The following is an 18,612-nucleotide window of genomic DNA, read 5'->3' as shown; positions in this document are numbered from 1 at the left end:
AATCTCACCTCTACACTTGAAGAATGCTCCGCGTCGCTCTTCGCCCCAAGTTCCTGGGTCTGTTCGCCCTCATGGCGGCAGCGACCCTCGTGTGTGGGCTCCTCGCGAACTGGCAGTTCGAACGGGCCACGCGCGCACTCGATGCCCATGACGAAACGGCAACCGCGGCGCCCGCCCCGCTCGAGACGCTCATGGAGCGGCACAAACCCGTCACGAATGAGACCCAAGGGCGCCTCGCGTCGTTCACCGGGGAGTTCGTGGCTGGCGAGCAGGTTCTCGTGCCCGATCGTGAAATCGACGGCCATAAGGTCGCGGTCGTTGTCACGAACGTGCGCATCACCGAGGGACCACTCCGCGGCACGTTCATTCCCGTCGCGCGCGGCTACACGACCGCTCCTTCGAGCGAGTGGGGGAGCCTTCCCGAGCCCCCCGCCGGGTCACGTGAAATCGTCGTGAGGCTCGAGGCCTCCGAAGAGGCTAGCGGCACCGTGCCTCACGAAGGCGACGGGGGCGCGGCAACCGTCGGAACTCTTTCCTCCACTCTGCTCGTGAACGTGTGGGAGGGGCCCATGCTGGCCGGATACGGGGCGATTACGCGCGAGGCGCGCGAGTACATGGCCGGGCCGGGGGAGTCCGACGCCGCCCGGGCGGACGCGTGGCAGAACCTCGGGCCGCTACCCGCCGCTCAATCAGAATTTGCGAGTGGTCTCAACCTCCAAAATTTCGGCTACATGCTCCAATGGATCCTCTTTGGCGTGTTTTTCCTCTATATCTGGTGGCGAAGCGTGCGCGCGACGTACCTCGATGAGCAAGCTGAGCGTAGGCTCGAACTCGAAGCGCGGCTCGCCGGAGAAAGCCAGGAGTAGCCGCCACCTTCCCGTCCCTGTCAGTGCCGCAAGGAGGCCCCGTGGCTCGCAAGCCGCTCGATGAAACTCAGATCCGCACGTCATTCGCCCGCTTTCGGGTGGCCTCGATCGTGGAAGGCGTCGCACTGCTGATTCTCGTCGCGATCATGATCATGCGCTACCTCGTGTACGGAGGCCAAAGCGACCTGTGGGCAACGATCTCGAAAACGTGGAGCCCCATTCACGGGCTCATCTACATGATCTACGTCGTGCTCGCCTTCGACCTGTGGAGCAAGATGCGCTGGGGCCTCGAGAGGATGCTCCTGCTCATGTTCTTCGGCGTAATCCCCGTGCTGAGCTTCTTCGGCGAGCGCTGGACTCACGCGAAGGTTGAGCGCGATCTCGCCGAGCGCCCCACGCTTGGCGATGCGGCGGGCCAGTAGTACGCACACTAGGATGGAGAGCGTGATGAACGACAACCAGCTCAGCACCCAGCAAGACCCGGTCCTCGTCGTCGATTTTGGTGCGCAGTACGCGCAGCTCATCGCGCGCCGCGTGCGCGAGGCGAACATTTACTCCGAGGTCGTCCCGAACTCGATGAGCGCGAGCGAGATCCTCGCGAAGAACCCGAAAGCGCTGATTCTCTCCGGCGGCCCCAGCTCCGTGTACGCCGATGGCGCCCCGAAGCTCGACCCCGCCCTCCTCGAGGCGGGCATCCCCGTTCTCGGCCTGTGCTACGGCTTCCAAGCGATTGCGCAGGCCCTCGGCGGCACAGTCGCCCCCACCGGCACGCGCGAATACGGCGCGACCCTGCTCACTGAAATCCAGGGCGATTCCGTTCTGCTTGCGGGCCAGGATCTCCACCAGAACGTGTGGATGAGCCACGGCGACAGCGTGCACGAAGCACCCGACGGTTTCGACGTGATCGCTGTTTCCGCGGGCTCACCCGTTGCGGCTTTCGAAAACCGCGAGCGGCGCATCTTCGGCGTCCAGTGGCACCCCGAAGTGAAGCACTCGGAGCGCGGCCAAGAAATCCTCGAGAACTTCCTCTACCGCGGCGCAGGCATCAAGCCCGAATGGACGATGTCCAACGTCATCGACGAACAGGTCGAGCTGATCCGCAACCAGATCGGCGATGACGGCACCGCCATCTGCGCCCTGAGCGGCGGCGTTGACTCGGCCGTTGCCGCGGCCCTCGTGCAGCGCGCGATCGGCGACCGCCTCACGTGCGTGTACGTCAACCACGGCCTCATGCGCCTTCGCGAATCCGAAGAAATCGAGCGTGCCTTTAGCGGCTCGACCGGTGGCGCGAAGCTTGTCGTGGTCGATGCCGAAGAGCGTTTCCTCGAGGCGCTCGCGGGCGTCACCGACCCAGAGCAAAAGCGCAAGATCATCGGCCGCGAATTCATCCGTGTGTTCGAGCAGGCGCAGGAAGACATCCTGCGTGAACAGGGAGTTGTTGATGGCGGCGAAGCGCGCCGCAAGGCCTTCCTCGTGCAGGGCACGCTCTACCCCGACGTTGTCGAGTCGGGTGGCGGCGATGGCACCTCCAACATCAAGAGCCACCACAACGTGGGCGGCCTCCCCGACGATCTGACCTTCGAACTTGTGGAGCCGCTTCGCCAGCTTTTCAAGGACGAGGTGCGCGCCGTTGGCTCGCAGCTAGGCCTTCCCGACGAGATCGTGTGGCGCCAGCCGTTCCCCGGCCCGGGCCTTGGCATTCGCATCATCGGCGAGATCACGAAGGATCGCCTCGACACGCTCCGTGCCGCCGATGCCATCGCGCGCGAGGAACTGACCCTCGCTGGCCTCGACCGCGACATTTGGCAGTGCCCCGTCGTGCTCCTTGCCGACGTGCGCTCCGTGGGCGTCCAGGGCGACCACCGCACCTACGGTCACCCGATTGTGCTGCGCCCCGTGACATCCGACGACGCGATGACCGCCGACTGGGCGAAAGTTCCCTACGACGTGCTTTCAAAGATCTCGACGCGCATCACGAACGAAGTCGACGACATCAACCGCGTGACCCTCGACGTGACGAGCAAGCCGCCAGGCACGATCGAGTGGGAGTAAACCCTAAGTTGAGGCGGGCCCGTTCCTTGTGGGAGCGGGCCCGTTTTAGTTGTGTGAGGCTCCCCCATGAGACCTGTTCTGGTTGCGGCGGCGCATTCACATAGGCTCGCTATGGTTGTGCTAGGTGCTCAGATTCCCGCCTTGACTTCGCTCGCCCTTATTCACAGGCTGTTTTTCGGCCTCGCTCCTTATTGTCAGGGGCTTCCCCTCTTTCAAGGGGGCGTGTTTCTTATCGCCAGCTGCCTCCCCTCTTTTAAGGGAGGCCGCGCACCTTTCCCCTGAGTGAATTTCTGTAGGTGGTGAAAAATCGCCACCTCACGGTGCAAATGTGGTTCTTGGTGCTAATTTTCACCACTTTCAGTATCCGGCCGGCGCCAACGAGGGGAGAGGGGTGGTGAGGCGCCGAGGGATGGAGAGGTAACTAAGGGAGGGGTGGTGAAGCGCCGAGGGGTGAGGGGTGAGGCAACTATGGCAGATGAGCGGACAGAGACGACGGGGAGTGGCGGAGGTCGAGGAACCCCCGGTGGGGCGCGGGGAGCCTAGAGCGTGATCTCCTTGTGCCACGTTTCTTTGCGGAAGTCCGGGCGCCAATGCATCTTCTCGTAAGCGAGGTTGGCACCCGTGGGGGAATCGGCATCAACGAACAACTCGCCCCTCGCGAAGCCGTGCTCGGTAGCAAGCGCATAGAACGCATCGAGCAGCGCGTGTGCTGCCCCCTTGCCGCGCCCCTCACGCGTCACGCCGAGGTACTCGACATGGGCCGTGTTCGACTCGGGCAGCCATGAGGTCATGAGAGTGCCGATCACCACGGGCTCGGAGCCGTCCTCGGGAACGAGCTCCGCGAGGAGATCGCGATCCCATTCGTGGTGCGCATAGAGGTTTGTGCGCTCGCACCACTCATCGAAGTTTTCCTCAAAGTGGTTGAAGTGATCCTCGAACGCATGCTCGAGAGCAGCGTGAGCCGCGCGGCGATCCTCAACGTTGGCAAGGGTGCGCACGCGAACGGTCTGGGCAACGTGGGGTGCCAGGGTAGCGTCGGACTCCCGCTCCTTGATTTCCCGCATGCGCGCAGGGATGTCCTGGTCCATGACCACCCAGGTGCGGGCCTTCGTGAAACCGGCATCAGTGAGGGCCTCGGAGCGGATGCTATCCGAGGGGCCAACTTCCGTGACGATCACGAAGCCCTCCTCGCCGCGCTTTTCACCGAGCGCTCGGGCGTTCTTCTCTACCCATTCGAGGCAGCGCGCCGCGTGCGCAATGTAAAACTCATCGCCGCGGCGCACGGCCCACTTCGCATCGATGCGGCCACGAGCGTGATCGTGCACCATCGCGAATGCCACCACCGGGGCCGGATCTTCCTCGGTGCTGCGGTGTTCGCGGATCACCATCGCCGGATGGCCCGCCTCAATCGTATTGATGAGGTCAGTGCCATCGAACGCCTCAGACGGATCAGATGCGCGCAAAAGATCCCGGGCAATAACGGCGATAGCGGGGTAATCGGCAGGGGTGGGTGTCTCGACGATAGCCATAGCGAAAGACTAGCCCGGTAGCCTGCACCAAAACTGTGTTGAAAAGTCCATTACTGCAGTTCAGGGGACTTTTGTGGCGGTTTCGTGCCGAGTTTGTCCTGGAGCTTCAAGTGGAGCTCAGCGCGCATGCCGCGAAGCGCGATAATCGCGGCGGCCAAAGCCGCAAGACCCGCGAGGTACATCGCCGCATTCTGCCCATCCACGAACGACGCTTTCGCAAGGTCCCACGCAAGATCGGGATTCGTAGAATTGCCCGGTTGAGCGAGAACCGCGGCAGAACCGATCGTTTGCTTCGCTTCTGCGAGTACCTGATCCGAAACCCCAAGTCCCACCTCACGCGACGACAGCGAAAGCCGATAGGCGAGCATGCCTACGCCACCCAGCACCGCGGTGCCAAGAGCACCGCCGAGCTCGTATGCCGTCTCGGAGATCGCGGATACGGAACCGGCTTCCTTATCGGGAGCCGACGACAAAATCGTGTCGTTCGTGAGCGGTTCCGCGAACCCGATGCCGAGACCGATGAGGAAGGTGCACAGGAAGTAGAAGAACGGGTCGAAATGCACCGTCACGAGTAGCGGCACCGTGAGGCAGCCAAGCCCACACGTGAGAAGCCCAAGCGCAACGAGCTGATTCGACCGGAACTTTCTGGCGAAAATCGGGGAAATAAGAGCACCGAGGATCGTTGCGACCACCATCGGCAACGCCCACAGGCCAGCCTCGATCGGCGAGAGCCCCGAGACCACCATGAGGTACTGCGGGAAGAAGAACAACGTGCCAATCGTGATGAAGTACGCGATGCCGTTAATGAGCGTTGCCGAACGGAACGTTGGCTCCGAGACCACATCCACATCAAGAATCGGGTTCTCGACCCGGTACTGGCGGCGCCAGAAAAGTGCGAGGCCGAAGGCCCCCACGACCAGCAGTCCCACCTGCCAAAGAGCAAAGTCCTCGATGAGAAGTTTGAAGCTCAGCACGAGCGCAAAAATTGAGGCGATCAGCACAACGGGGGAGAGGAGATCGATCCTTTCGGACTCCTCGCGATCCGATTCCGGAACGAAGAGCTTCGCGAGCACGACGAACGCGATGACGATCGGCACGTTAATGAAAAACACGTACCGCCAGTTCGCTACCTCGATCAAGATGCCGCCGAGCAGCGGCCCGATTGCGCTACCGCTCGAGAACGCCGCCGACCACAGCGCGAGCGCGAGGCGCCTCTCCGATCGCTTCTGGAAAATATGGCGAATTATGCCGAGGGTCGACGGCATGAGGGTCGCCCCGCCGAAGCCCTGAAGGGCGCGGCCAATGATGAGCATGACGGCCGACGTGCTGAATCCCGACATCACCGAGGCCGCGCCAAAAATCACGGAACCCCAGATCAATAAACGAAGACGCCCGAAGCTGTCACCAAACTTGCCCATGAGGATGAGCAGGCACGCGAGCACAAACGAGTATGAATCGACGATCCATAGAAGTTCGTTGGCCGACGGATGGAGATCCTGCGAGATGCCCGGGAGCGAGATGCTCAAAACCGTGACATCGATACTGATGAGGAAAACTGGCAACAGAACGACAGCTAGGGCAGCCCAGCGCGCTCTCCACGACATCTCTATACACCGTCTTAAATCTTTAGTTTATGGATCCAGTATATCTGAACGAGTGACCGCGCGGCCCGTCGGTGTGGGGAACATCGTTGTGGGTGTGTCGCGAACCACTGAAGAGTTCAGTGTCACACGGCGGTTGGGGCGCTCTCAGATCGGTGCGGTGGACGATGCGGGGTGACTGTGGGCTTTAGGGGGCGGTGGGTGCAGATTGGCGAAAGTGAGGCGTCCCCAAGGGACGGGTTGTCAACTTCGTCCAACTCGCGGGACCAGCGTCCTGGTGCTCCGGTGTCATCTGTGTGAGGATTTCATTAGACCTTGAGGCCTAGAACCCGGGCGGGTTAGCCATCTAGGTGAAAGGTTGAACAATGAAACAAATCCGTATCGTCAGAAAGGGCCCCGGCTCTGCCGAGGGATTGAAGTGAAAAACGGAAACGTAGTTGTCAGCGACGCGCTCGCTGAAAGTTATAAACGTTGGTTCCCAACCGAGCGCCAGGTTGTGGCTCTCAGCGAAAGCGATCTCACCGATGCTGCTGTGGTCGTTCTTTCCGAAGAGGACGTCCAAGACGGCAAGGGTAAAGAGGTCGAGGAGCTTGGCTGGGGTCTCCCGGTTATTGCGTGCGTGTCGGCCGAGCGTAAAGACCTCATTGGCAAAGGTGAAATCGATGACGTGATCACCAAAGACCGTATTCAGAGCGAATATTACGCACGTAAAGTCGAAAAGTTCGCGCGCCGCTACGACCGCGAGATCCTGCCCCCCTTCTTTGAGGCCCTGGTGGACTACCGCGATCTCGGCAACTCGAACTTCCCGAGCCCTGGCCACCATGGCGGCCAGTACTTCCGCCGGCACCCAACAGGTCGCCGGTTTTTTGAATTCTATGGCGAGAATCTCTTCCGCACCGACCTTTCCAGCTCGGACGTTGCGCTTGGCGACCTCCTGATCCACGAAGGCGCCCCTGAGGAAGCGCTTGACCGTGCAGCCGAGGTTTTCCACGCTGACGACACTTGGTTCGTTCTCAACGGCACTTCCTCCTCGAACAAGGTTGTCTTGAACGCCCTCCTCGCGCCTGGAGACGTCGTACTGTTCGACCGCAACAACCACAAGTCGATCCACCATGGCAGCCTCGTTATGGCGGATGCCAAGCCTGTCTACCTTGAGACTGAACGCAATGCGTTCGGTTTGATCGGCGGTATCGACGCGCATTGCTTCGACGAAGACTACATTCGTGAGCGTGTAGCGAAGGTTGACCCGGAGCGCGCCAAGGCTGAACGCCCCGTTCGCCTCGCGGTGTTCCAGCTTGGTACGTACGACGGCACGATCTACAACGCTCGCCGCGTCATCGATCAAATCGGGCACCTTTGTGACTACGTGCTGTTCGACTCCGCGTGGGTTGGCTACGAACAGTGGATCCCGATCATGAAGCAGTCGTCGCCGATGCTTCTTGAACTCAACGAAAATGATCCTGGCATCATCGTTACCCAGTCGGTCCACAAGGGTATGGCGGGCTTCTCTCAGGCTTCGCAGATCCACAAAAAGGACAACCACATCAAAGACCAGGCTCGTTACTGCGATTCCGATCGCTTTAACAACGCTTACATGATGCATGCTTCGACCAGCCCGTTCTATCCAATGTACGCTTCGCTGGACGTTAACGCACGCATTCACGCTGGTGGCTCGGGTGAGAAGCTCTGGGAAGAGGCACTTCGTGTTTCGATCGAAGCGCGCAAGATGATTCTGAAGGAGTGCAAGTACATTCGTCCGTTCCTGCCGCCGACCGTCAACGGTGTGAAGTGGGAAGACACCCCGACCGAAGAGATCATGGCAAGCCGTGAATACTTCGAGTTCAAGCCGGGAGAAACTTGGCACGGATTCCCGTCGTATGAGGAAGGTCAGTACTTCATTGACCCGATGAAGTTCCTTTTGACCACTCCGGGTGTTCGTAACACTGAGGACGGTTACGAGTACGAAGACTTCGGTGTCCCTGTCAATATCCTCGCGAACTACCTGCGTACGCTTGGAATCATCCCCGAAAAGTGTGACCTTAACACTATTCTCTTCCTTATCACTCCAGCGGAAACCCTTCCGAAGATGCAGGAATTGGTAGCTGCGCTTGTTCAGTTTGAACAAATGCTGGAAGAGGATGTACCGTTGGCCGAGGTGCTTCCGCGAGTTTACGCTGAAAATGAAAAGCGTTACCGCGGGTACACTATTCGCCAGCTCTGCCAGGAGATGCACGACTTCTATAAAGAGCGCGAAGTTGCGAAGCTTCAGCGGGCAATGTTCCGAGAAGAGACGCTGCCAAAGAGTGAAATCAGTGCGCGCGATGCGAACACTGCGCTCATTGCCGGAAACGTCGAGCTCATCCCGCTCAGCGAGGCTGAGGGCCGAATTGCAACTGAGGGCGCGCTACCTTACCCTCCGGGCATTATCTGTGTTGTGCCCGGTGAGGTGTGGGGTGGTGCCCAACTCAAGTACTTCCTCACACTTGAAGAGGGCATCAATGTGCTTCCCGGCTTCGCGCCGGAGCTCCAGGGTGTGCACATGGTGAACGAAGACGACGGCTCGACGCGAGCTTACGCCTACGTAGTCAAAAACTAAATAATTTTTCAAAGGGGTGGGGCCGCGGAGGCCCCCGGCCCCACCCCTGACTATGGAGATTTGAAACATGAACGATAAACCAGTTCAAAAGAAAATGGGAGTTGTGCAGTTGACCATCCTCACGATGGTTAACATGATGGGCTCCGGCATTATTATGCTTCCTACGAAGCTTGCTCAAATCGGCACAATCTCGATCCTTTCTTGGATTGTTACCGCCGGCGGTGCGACAATTCTTGCGTACTGTTTTGCCAAGCTTGGTCGTTACAGCCGAAACGCTGGTGGGATGGGCGGCTATGCCGAATACGCTTTCGGTAAGTCCGGCTCGTTCATGGCCAACTACACCTACATTCTCTCGCTCGGCATTGCCAACATTGCTATCGCTATCTCGGCTGTTGGCTACGGCCTTACGCTCTTCGATATTGATACGTCAGGCATGAGCAACGGTCCTCTGATTGTGGGTGGCCTCGCCATCGCCACGATGTGGCTCGCGACCGTTCTTAACTTCGGCGGTGCCAGCATTACCGGCAAGATCGGTTCAATTACCGTGTGGGGCGTTATTGCCCCGGTTCTCGGCATCTGCATCATTGGTTGGTTCTGGTTCTCGCCGTCGACTTGGACCGCTGCTTGGAACCCGCATGACCTTGGCTTCTTCAAGGCTGTTTCGTCGTCGATCGCCATGACACTGTGGGCCTTCCTGGGGCTCGAGTCCGCATCGGCTAACTCTGACGCTGTCGAGAACCCCGAAAAGAACGTTCCGATTGCTGTTATGGGCGGTACCCTCGGTGCCGCAGTCATGTACATCCTTTCGACTAACGTTGTCGCGGGTATCGTGAACCACGAGGAACTCGCTGCATCGAACGGCCCGTTCGGTCTGGCCTTCGCTCACATGTTCAACCCGACCGTTGGTCGCATCATCACTGCCCTCATGGTCATCGCTTGCTTTGGCTCGCTGCTCGGGTGGCAGTTCACCATCGCCGAGGTGGCGCGTTCGATGGCGAAGGTTGGGCAACTCCCCAAGATCTTCAACCATGTCACCAAGGCTGGTGCGCCGATTATCGGCATGTGCATCATTACGGGTCTTCAGACCCTCCTCTCGTTCTTTACGATGAGCCCGAGCCTTGCTGAACAGTTCGAGGTTCTGGTCAACCTTGCGGTTATCACGAACTTGATTCCCTACCTCCTTTCGATGGGTGCAGTCAAGATTCTGCAGAAGCGTTCGGGAGTTCCGTCCAGCAAGGCACGTGTTGTCAACGTTCTTGCGTTTATCGCAGCTCTGTACTCGCTTTACTCGCTGTTCACCGCTGGCGAGCAGGCCATGATGGGCGGCGCGCTCGTCACGTTCTTCGGCTGGACCCTGTTCGGCGTCCTCGCTCCGCGACTGCTTGACGGTCGACAGAGCGACGATGATAAAGTTCACGAAGAGATTGAGACGGCTAAGCAAAGCCCGTCTGGACTCAATCCAGCGTCGGCCTGAGTTCGCCTCTCAGAAGGGTTTTAGCTCTGGCTCTGGTTTGTAGTTTGAGCTGTAGTCCTCGTTAGTGATTACCGTCCCACCTGCTAATTGCTCCTGCAGGTGGGACGGTTTTATGTGCCTTGGGTCCGTTTGCCTATTTGGACATCAATGCATTACCGCACTTGCCTTGGCGCTTTGTGTTTTGGTGCTGTTCGCGGACGTTTTTCAACCCTCGCAGGGGTAGGTAATGCCGGTTGGGTTGCGCCGAATTCCGGCAGGCCAGTTGCAGCACGGGTATGGATAACGCGTTATGGGGCTGTGTATAGGCGGCGCGGACCTTGAGAAATATTCGTCCTCTCCCGATGGCGTTAGCAACGCCGCCTCTTTGACGAACTAGTTCCAGTTTTTTGGATCTCGATAAAACGTTTCAGTCTATCCTGATGCCTAGCGCTTTTATACCGGGTTTACTTAAGCCTCTTATGCACTTCCTCTCGGAGCGTGAGGGGGAGTGCGGCGAGAAGGTAACCATCGTCGCTTCTCTACCACTCGTGTGCAACTTTGGCTGTCATTGCTAGGAAGGCGTCTAATCCGTGTCTTGTTCCCAACGCGGGACAGGCGCGTGGGGAGAAGTCGATCGGAAAGCTCTTTAAGGTTTGCGAGTAACGTTTTGTGTTGTTGGGGCTATCTGTAGGGCATGCGGCGGCACTATTGCCTGATATCGGCACCGACGAGGAGAGGAACGTGGGGACTCCTGCCGGGAGAGCGCCCTGAGGTATGTTGTGTTGTCGTGAGCACTGATTTTAGGTGTCCAGTCCTCGCCTCGGCAGCGAGTGGTAGGAGCGCAGAAATGGAGAATCCCCACCGGAAGACCGGTGGGGATTGATTGTGCGCCATCAGGGATTCGAACCCCGGACCCACTGATTAAGAGTCAGTTGCTCTAACCAACTGAGCTAATGGCGCGATTGATCCATTATATCAATAAGGTCTGAGTTTCTCAATTCTGGTTGCGAGTGGTGTTTACGATTGCCCAAAAGAGTTTGGAAGGGGTGCTCAGACTATCCGCTGATAAGTGGTAACCGGGCCACCGTAGGGGCGCGTATGGTCTACCCGCGGTGGCCCGGTGCTGTTCGGGTGGAGAGCTAGTTGGTCATCAAGACTCGGCTCTTTACCCGTTTGTTGCCCTAGTTCTCGATCGGCTTGATGAGCGGGAAAAGAATTGTTTCACGGATCCCCAAACCGGTGATGGTCTGCAGAACACGATCAATGCCGATGCCCATGCCGCCTGACGGCGGGAACCCGAATTCCATTGCATCGCAGAAGTCTTCGTCGTAACGCATAGCATCTTCGTCGCCGCCGGCGGCAAGTTGAGCCTGCTGAACGAACCGCTCCCTTTGGATGACGGGGTCGGCGAGCTCGGAATAGGCGGTGCCAATTTCAGACCCGCGGATGTAAAGATCCCACTTTTCAACAACTCCGGGGCGATCACGGTGGTCGCGCGTAAGCGGGCTAGTTTCAACCGGGTAGTTCATGACAAACACGGGGTTGTACAGCTCTTCGGCAGGGATGAGGTGTTCCCAAATCTCTTCCACGAGCTTTCCGTGACCGAGTGTTTCTTCGTCGACATCCACTTCGAACTTGCGGGCGAGTTCGCGGAGGTGCTCCGCCGAAGTCTCAGGGGTGATCTCTTCGCCGGCATAGTGGGAGATGCTTTCGTAGAGATCGATGCGCTTCCACTCGCCGCCCAGATCGAACTCAGTGCCATCGTCAAGGGTGACCAAAGTCGATCCCGTTGCTGCAATGGCCGCATTCTGGATAAGTTCCTGAGCGAGGTTGGCCATGACGTTGTAGTCGGCATACGCCTCGTAGCATTCGAGCATGGTGAACTCGGGAGAGTGGGTCGAGTCCGCGCCCTCGTTTCGGAAGTTGCGGTTGATCTCGAATACTCGATCGAGGCCCCCCACGACGGCACGCTTCAGGAAGAGCTCAGGTGCGATTCGGAGAGAAACCTGCATATCGAACGCGTTCATGTGCGTATCAAACGAGCGCGCGGAGGCGCCCGAGGGCACAACCTGAAGCATCGGAGTTTCAAGCTCGATGTAGTTGCGTTCACGGAAAGTGTCGCGAAGAGCCTGGATGACGCGGGTGCGCAGGCGTGCAATGCGCTGGGCCTCGGGATTGACGATGAGGTCGACATATCGGCGACGCATTCGCATCTCGTCGCTGAGGTCGGTGTGGAGGTTGGGCAGTGGGCGAAGGGACTTGGATGCCATTTCCCAACGATCAGCGTAGATGGAAAGCTCGCCAGTTCGTGAGGTGCCAATTTCACCATGAACGAAGATGTGGTCGCCAATATCAACAAGACGGTTGAAATCTTCAAAGGCTTGCTCGCCCACTGAATTTTCAACGAGCATCGCTTGCAGTCGCGAATGATCGCCCGCTTGCAGGACGGCGAAGACGAGCTTGCCCGTCTTACGCACGTGAATGACGCGGCCGGAAATGCCGACGATGTCGCCGCTCTTGACCTCAGAGCCCTCGAGATCGCCGTGCTTTTCGAGGACGGCCTGGATCGTTGTGGTGTTTTCCACACCGACGGGGTAAGGCAGTCGCTCTTCCTGCTTGAGCATGTCGGCCCGCTTGCCCATGCGCACCGCGCGTTGGTCAGCGGTAGTTTGGGTCTCGACGCCCGCGTTGGGGCCAGCATTGAGCTCAGACACGATGATCTCTCTCTCTTGATGTTGTGACTTTGTTCCTAGGTAAGGAACACGCTCAGTGTAACAGTAAATTCATGCAATCGTGTTACCTGTCTTACGTCGTAAAGTCGCATCCATGGTTACTTATGCGTAGCGACATCTAGGCGAATGAAGAGTATAAAAATAGACGCCTAGTTCTAGTGTGGAGCGCGATTCTGACTTTCGAATGCTTTTGAAACGGTGAATCAAAAGAAGAGCGTCCGCGTGGCGATTTGGAAAAACCACGCGGACGCTCTTCGCCCTATCGCATACCGGACTTGGTCCGGCAGCCTTTACTTGTTGCGGATGACGTACCCGTAGGCACGCTGGCGGCCGTCTTCTTCGGTCACCATGTGAACGCCCTGGAGCTCAGGAGCGAAGCCGGGCAGCTGGTTGATGCCCTCTTCAAGTGCCATGAAGTAGTCGTACTGCGGGCCGCCCCAGACCTCACCGGGAACAACCACGACGACACCCGGGGGGTAGGGAAGAGCGCCCTCGGCCGCGATGCGGCCCTTGCACTCTTCGATCGGCAGGTAGTCGACGTTGCCACGGATGAACTCGACGTTTGCTTCCTGAGGGGTCATTTCGACCTTCGGGAAGTTCTCCTCGCGGAACATGTCCTTCTGGAGCTGCGCAACTGTGCGGTTCTTGTAGAAGTCGTGCATCTCCTGGCAAAGCTGGCGGATCGTGTAACCGCGGTAGCGGTCCTCGTGCGCAGCGTAGATCTCCGGGAGAACGTCCTGCAGCGGGACGTCGTTCTCGACGGCCTCTTCGAAGCGGCGGAGCGCTGCGACGAGGTTCGAGTACTTCTGGATCGTGTCCGCCGGGGTGAGGAGGAACAGGATCGAGTTGAGGTCGCACTTCTCGGGGACGATGCCCTGCGTACGCAGGTAGTTCGCGAGAATGTTGGCCGGGATGCCGAAGTCTTCGTACTCGAAGCCACCGGTCTTGTTGATGAGGCCCGGCGTGGTGAGCAGGAGCTTCATCGGGTCAACGAAGTACTGGCCTTCAACGTAGCTGTCGAAGCCGTGCCACTGCTCGCCCGGGTGGAACTCGAAGAACTTACGGTTCGAGGCGATGGTCTCGGTGTCGTACGACTCCCAAGGCTTGCCGTCAACCTCGGTGGGAACGAACGGCTTGAGCATCTTGAGGTTGCCGAGGATGAGCTTACGAGCCTCAATCGAGTTCTTGAGAGCTTCGTCCCACAGCTTCTCGCCAGCGCCGTTCTCGTGCATCTTGGCGTTGATGTCGAGCGAGGCGAACAGCGGGTAGTAGGGGCTCGTCGAGGCGTGCATCATGTACGAGTTGTTGAACTGGTCAAAGTTCACGTACCGATCCTGGCCCTTGATGTGCGAGTCCTTCTTGTGGATCTGCGAGGCCTGCGAGAAGCCAGCCTGCTGCTTGTGCACGGACTGGGTCACGAGGATGCCGGGGTCGTTCTCGTCGAGCTCGAGGAGCATCGGCGAGCCTTCCTTCATGATGTCGATCCACTGCTCGTAGCCAACCCATGCGGAGTCGAACAGGATGTAGTCACAGAGGTGACCGATCTTGTCGACAACCTGGCGGGCGTTGTAGATCGTGCCATCGTAGGTGCCGAGCTGGATGATCGCGAGGCGGAACGGGCGCTCGTCCTTCGCGCGCTCGGGGGCAACCTTCTCGAGGCGCTCACGGATGTAGTCCTCTTCGAAGCAGTGCTCGTCGATGCCGCCGATGAGGCCGAACGCGTTACGTGCGGTCTCGAGGTAGACGGGCTTGCCGCCGGCCATGATGAGGCCGCCGTGGATGTTCGACTTGTGGTTGTTACGGTCGAACAGCACGAGGTCGTCCGGGCCCACAACAGCGTTGATGGCAACCTTGTTCGACGACGAGGTGCCGTTGAGGATGAACCAGGTGTTGTCGGCGTTGAAGATGCGAGCGGCAGCTTCGGTGGCCTGAACGGGCGGGCCGTCGTGGATGAGGAGGTCACCCATGGCGACGTCAGCGTTACAAAGGTCGGTGCGGAAGAGCTCTTCGCCGTAGAAGTCGAAGAAGCGGCGGCCGGCCGGGTGCTGGCGGAAGAACTGGCCGCCCTGGTGACCGGGGCAGTCGAACGGCGAGAAGCCGCGGTTGTAGTACTTCGTGAGTGCACCGAAGAACGGGGGAAGAACCTCGTCCTCGAACTTGTCGGCGGCAGCAGCAACCTGGCGAGCGAAGTAGTCGCCCTGGAGGTCGTCGAGGGCGATAACGCCGTGGAGACCTTCGAGGTTGGTCGTGTCTTTGGTGCTCTTCACGGCAGCGAAGACGGGAATGCCAAAGCCGTAATCGTTGATCTCGGCAACCTTGCCCGCGTCGATATCGTCCTGATCGAGGATGATCGCGGAGATGTTCGCGAGGTCGCCGCCCTGGAGTGCGGTGAGTTCATAGCCGGGGATCGGGTGGATCGTGGTGTCAGAGCCGAGAAGTGCGGCACTGACTCCGATAGTCCTGCTGAGCATTTTCACTTTCCTTGCATTGGAGAAAATCTCGTCGGCACAACTCTGTCCGACTCTTTGACGCTACACCTTCACGGCGATCTTTTTCTAGGGAGTTAAGTCCCTTCTTTCGGTGGTTGACGGAATGTTCACGTGAGGGGCGTCGCGATTTGCGTACGCTAAGTGTTCGTGTAGTAGGCGAGAGGGGTGAGACTCGGCATTCAGGGCGCCTTTGAGTTTAGGTGGTAAAGGTGCGGGGTAATGGGTCGATCAGGGGTTTGGGTTTGTCGACATGGCCTGCGCAACATTGTGGTTAAGGGCACGACTTGGCGACCCCCTTGGCGGCGGCGGAGGGGCGCGCGGCGCGACTTTGGGTCGCAGGTGTGATGTTTTCAGCGCACCGCAAGCGACAATTATGCAAGTGCGGACCGCTTGGTAGACCATAGTTATGACGGATGTCGACGAACTGGTTCGTTATTAAAGTGTTTTTCCGCTGCAAGTAATTGGCGCCCTTTTTGCCGCCTTTCGATGGCTTCTCAGTTTTCGTTGGATCTCCAGCGATGGGATGCCGTCGACGTTGCCTCCCGAAGTGTCGCTCCTTTGTGCTGGGGCAGCAGTGTGCGTGTGCGCGGGGCGATGCTCCGAATCTTGGGGCGGAGTCAGGGTTCTTTGCCCTGAGGTGCGTGTAGCGGAAAGAGGCACTACTTTTGCGGGGCTGTCCGCTCCGGCCCAAGGAACCACAATGTGGCATAGGGCTGAATCATGACCTGGTCCACGTCGAGGTCCCATTCGACGCCGGCGATCGCCTCGCGCGGCGTTGACCCCACGAACTCCCGGAGGAACGTCGGATCGAGCGGTACCGGGTACTCACTCATATTGAAGACCTCGAGCATTTCGCTGAGCGGGTGGTCGCGATGAAGAACGAGGAGCCGCGCATCTGGCGCCGCCACCGCTGTGGAGGACACGCTCGCATGGAGCTGCGGCAGGCCCTTTCTCACGCTGACGAGGTGCACGAAACGGGAGAGCACTTGTGCGGCGGCAGGCGTCGGATGGGAAGCCGAACCCGAGCCCAGCTCCGCGCTCGCACTCGAGCCTTGACCTTCGTCGACCTGCGCGAGCGCCTCCCGCGCGAGGTCCCAGTCCATGCGGGGACGGTGCACCCAGCGGTTATCGTCGGCGTGGGCGGGGTCGCTCGCCCAGTGGGGGTCATTCAGCATGCCGAGCTCATCGCCCATATAGAGCAATGGCTGCCCGCCGAAACCAAGCATGGCCGCGTGCAGGAGGGTGATGCGGTCGATCGCGAGGGCGATGTCGCTCTCGCGCCCCGATTTCAGCGCTTTTTCGAGCCCCGCGAGCGAGGCGAGGGAGCCGCTTATGCGCTTATCGCCCGTTGTGGGGTTGTGCTGGAACACGAGGCCCTCGGCGAAGCTGCCGGGGAAGGTGCCGGAGTAGAACTCGGAGAGGAAAGCGCGGTGCGCGAATCCGTCGAGGCCGGCGTCGGCAGCATCGGCATCGGTGACGGCCCAGCCAATGTCATCGTGGCAGCGCACATAGCTTCCCCACGTCGTGTTCGCCGGCTTCGGCGGGAACTTCGCGAGCGCCACGCGCAAGAGGGTGGTGTCGCGCGAGGCGAGGGCGCTCCACAGCTGCACCATGTAGCTGTTGTGGTACGCCATGTCGGAGAGCTTGCCGGCGTGTTCGCCCACGCCGAGGTATCCCACGAGATCCTGTGGGCCGACGATCGCTTCGGCTTTGATGGCGAGCGCGGGCGCGGCGATGCGGGCTGCGGCACGAAGGGCGCGCGTCAAGAAATGCACCTCGGGCAAGTTTTGAGAGTCGGTGCCCTTCTTCTTCCACGTGAAGGCGATCGCATCGAGGCGCAGCAAGTCCACGCCGCGATTCGCGAGGGTGCACACGATCTCCACGAACTCGCAGAACACATCGGGGTTCGCCCAGTTCAGGTCCCACTGGAAATCGTTGAACGTGGTCCACACCCAACGTTGCAGCGTTTCATCGAACGTGAAGTTGCCCGGCGCGAAATCGGGGAAGATCTCGGGGAGCGACCTTTCCCATTCGTCCGGTTCGGTTCGGTCGGGGAACGTGAGGAAGTAGTTCAGGTACTTTTCCTCGCCGGCCCTCGCGCGCTGCGCCCATTCGTGTTCTTTCGCCACGTGGTTGAGAACGAGGTCGAGCTCGAGGCTCATACCTTTCTTATGCAGCGCCGAGGCGAGGGATTCGAGGTCGTCCATTGTGCCAAGATCAGCGCGCACCTTGCCGTAATCCTTGACGGCGTAGCCGCCGTCGGAATTGCCCTCGCGTGGTTCGAGCAGCGGCATGAGGTGAAGGTGCGTCACGCCGAGGGTCTCGAGGTAATCGAGATGCTGTTCCACGCCGCGCAGGTTTTCCGCGAAGCGATCGGCGTAGGCCACGTAAGCGAGCTGGCGGGGGTCCTGCAGCCAATCGGGGGAGAGGAGGCGCTGCTCGTCGAGGGTGCGCAGATCCTCGCTTCGTTCCACCATGGCCTTCGCGATAATGCCGAGGACGCGTTCGAAGGTCTCGTTGGCTCTTTCGCCGTAGATCATGCTGAGGCCGCGTCGAAGATCGCCGCCATAACGGGCAAGACGCAGGTCAAAGCTGGTCGTGAGGTGACGGTCGCTCGTGTGCTCGCTAGTCGCGAGGGGCTGTGGGGCCACGGGGCCGCGCTCGTGTGCGGGCAGGGGAGCGGCGTGCGTTTGGCGCTTTTCGGGTGGGAGCTGAGTGCGCGGCGCGGGCGCGGTTTCGGGCGGCGCCCCCTGTGGGGTGACCTCGGCTGCGGGGGGTGTCGTGGGTTGTGGGTCCGACGCTTGCGCGCCTTGCACGCGCTCCTCTTTCGCGTGGGTGCTCTCGGGCGAAGGTGCTGGTTGTGAGTGCTTTTTTCTGCCGAAGAGTGCCACGGGAAGGTCCTTTGCTGGGAGGGGCCGTTGCTCCTCGACAAGTCTATCGGCCTACTCCGTGGAAGTTCGGGGACTCTGCGCCACCTATTGCGTCAACCCAGCTCACCCAGCCTTCGCTGGAATTAGCACCTGCTGTTGCTTGTTTCCCGAGATTTGCACCTTCCTCTGCCTGCTGCCCGAAATCCGCACCTGCTGATGCTTGCTTCCCGAGATCTGCGATCACGAAAGTGGTGAAAAATCGCCGCCTCGCGTCGAAAAACAATCATCTAACGCGGTTATTCACCACTTTCATGAATCTGGATGCGCGACGACCACCTCCGGGACGCTCGTCCCGATCTGTGCCGCTGACACCGTCACTGAAACCACTACATATTGTGGCCTCCGCGTGTCGCACCACAAGATA

10 protein-coding genes and 1 tRNA gene are annotated in these 18,612 nt (G+C 59.7%); 5 read left to right on the top strand and 6 right to left on the bottom strand.

Annotated elements, in window-relative coordinates:
* Positions 1 to 23: 23 nt before the first annotated feature.
* From D8M36_RS07985 to guaA, 3 genes are read left to right on the top strand one after another with little or no spacing between them, the layout of a single operon-like run.
* Entirely contained in the window at positions 24 to 866 is an 843-nt protein-coding gene (locus D8M36_RS07985) for an SURF1 family protein (RefSeq protein WP_153246516.1), read from the top strand.
* Between the two features lie 41 nt (positions 867 to 907).
* On the top strand, positions 908 to 1,288 hold the full coding sequence (locus tag D8M36_RS07980; protein ID WP_065247266.1) for a DUF3817 domain-containing protein: 381 nt from the start codon (positions 908 to 910) through the stop codon (positions 1,286 to 1,288).
* 25 nt (positions 1,289 to 1,313) lie between these two features.
* Complete coding sequence (gene guaA / locus D8M36_RS07975; RefSeq protein WP_126848064.1) at positions 1,314 to 2,918, top strand: glutamine-hydrolyzing GMP synthase; 1,605 nt, start codon at positions 1,314 to 1,316, stop codon at positions 2,916 to 2,918.
* 539 nt (positions 2,919 to 3,457) lie between these two features.
* On the opposite strand, the gene D8M36_RS07970 is transcribed toward guaA, so the two are convergent.
* Both D8M36_RS07970 and D8M36_RS07965 read right to left on the bottom strand, forming a co-directional pair.
* Complete coding sequence (locus tag D8M36_RS07970; RefSeq protein ID WP_126848063.1) at positions 3,458 to 4,447, bottom strand: GNAT family N-acetyltransferase; 990 nt, start codon at positions 4,445 to 4,447, stop codon at positions 3,458 to 3,460.
* A gap of 50 nt (positions 4,448 to 4,497) precedes the next feature.
* Positions 4,498 to 6,009: an MFS transporter gene (locus D8M36_RS07965; RefSeq protein ID WP_161970234.1), complete on the bottom strand. Its 1,512-nt coding sequence runs from the start codon at positions 6,007 to 6,009 to the stop codon at positions 4,498 to 4,500.
* 457 nt (positions 6,010 to 6,466) lie between these two features.
* Between D8M36_RS07965 and speC (D8M36_RS07960) the strand changes: the two genes are divergently transcribed.
* A complete protein-coding gene (speC, locus tag D8M36_RS07960; RefSeq protein ID WP_065247270.1) occupies positions 6,467 to 8,644 on the top strand; it encodes an ornithine decarboxylase in 2,178 nt (725 codons plus the stop codon).
* Positions 8,645 to 8,711: 67 nt separating this feature from the next.
* Positions 8,712 to 10,118 carry a putrescine-ornithine antiporter gene (gene potE, locus D8M36_RS07955; RefSeq protein ID WP_126848061.1) on the top strand — a complete coding sequence of 469 codons (1,407 nt, stop codon included), beginning with the start codon at positions 8,712 to 8,714 and terminating at the stop codon, positions 10,116 to 10,118.
* An 865-nt stretch (positions 10,119 to 10,983) separates the two neighbouring features.
* Here potE and D8M36_RS07950 read toward each other — a convergent pair.
* From D8M36_RS07950 to D8M36_RS07935, 4 genes are all read right to left on the bottom strand, one after another.
* A tRNA-Lys gene (locus D8M36_RS07950) sits at positions 10,984 to 11,057 on the bottom strand.
* A gap of 221 nt (positions 11,058 to 11,278) precedes the next feature.
* The gene (gene lysS / locus D8M36_RS07945; RefSeq protein WP_126848059.1) at positions 11,279 to 12,811 is read right to left on the bottom strand and encodes a lysine--tRNA ligase; all 1,533 of its coding nucleotides are present in this window, start codon (positions 12,809 to 12,811) and stop codon (positions 11,279 to 11,281) included.
* A gap of 308 nt (positions 12,812 to 13,119) precedes the next feature.
* Complete coding sequence (speC, locus tag D8M36_RS07940) at positions 13,120 to 15,300, bottom strand: ornithine decarboxylase (protein ID WP_126848057.1); 2,181 nt, start codon at positions 15,298 to 15,300, stop codon at positions 13,120 to 13,122.
* A gap of 677 nt (positions 15,301 to 15,977) precedes the next feature.
* The gene (locus D8M36_RS07935) at positions 15,978 to 18,209 is read right to left on the bottom strand and encodes an alpha-amylase family protein (RefSeq protein WP_238638425.1); all 2,232 of its coding nucleotides are present in this window, start codon (positions 18,207 to 18,209) and stop codon (positions 15,978 to 15,980) included.
* Positions 18,210 to 18,612: the final 403 nt, after the last annotated feature.

This window comes from Dermabacter sp. HSID17554, from assembly GCF_003989295.1.
In the GTDB taxonomy this organism is placed as follows: domain Bacteria; phylum Actinomycetota; class Actinomycetes; order Actinomycetales; family Dermabacteraceae; genus Dermabacter; species Dermabacter vaginalis.
Note: the sequence above shows the minus strand (reverse complement) of the source record. Positions and strands in the feature narration are given on the sequence as shown.